The organism is Streptococcus sp. DD11 (assembly GCF_001578865.1).
Classification (GTDB): Bacteria; Bacillota; Bacilli; order Lactobacillales; family Streptococcaceae; genus Streptococcus; species Streptococcus panodentis.
Genome location: NZ_KQ969479.1, coordinates 1 through 276 on the forward strand (window position 1 = coordinate 1; position 276 = coordinate 276).

The 276-nt window shown below is 44.2% G+C and carries 1 protein-coding gene; it reads left to right on the forward strand.

Annotation, left to right across the window (positions count from 1 at the left end; genetic code table 11):
- A partial coding sequence (locus tag STRDD11_RS13470) for a prepilin-type N-terminal cleavage/methylation domain-containing protein (RefSeq protein WP_128837687.1) occupies positions 1-276 on the forward strand: 276 nt, incomplete at both ends.

Consider the following 276-nt stretch of genomic DNA (forward strand, 5'->3'; position numbering starts at 1 on the left):
AAAGGTTTTACCTTGGTCGAACTGATCGTCGTGATCATCATCATTGCGATTATCGCAGCGGTAGCTATCCCAGCTATCACTTCATTCCAAGACAATGCTCGTAAGAGCCGTATCCAGTCTGAACACCGCGAATTGGTATCAGCTGTGCAGTCTTACATCGGTTCACAGGATGACCCTGATAATGTAACAATTGATAACCTTAATGCTCTTGCACCATACATTGCTAAAAATTCTAAGGGCGAAGCTGATTTAACGAAGACCCTTGCGAAGAACGGT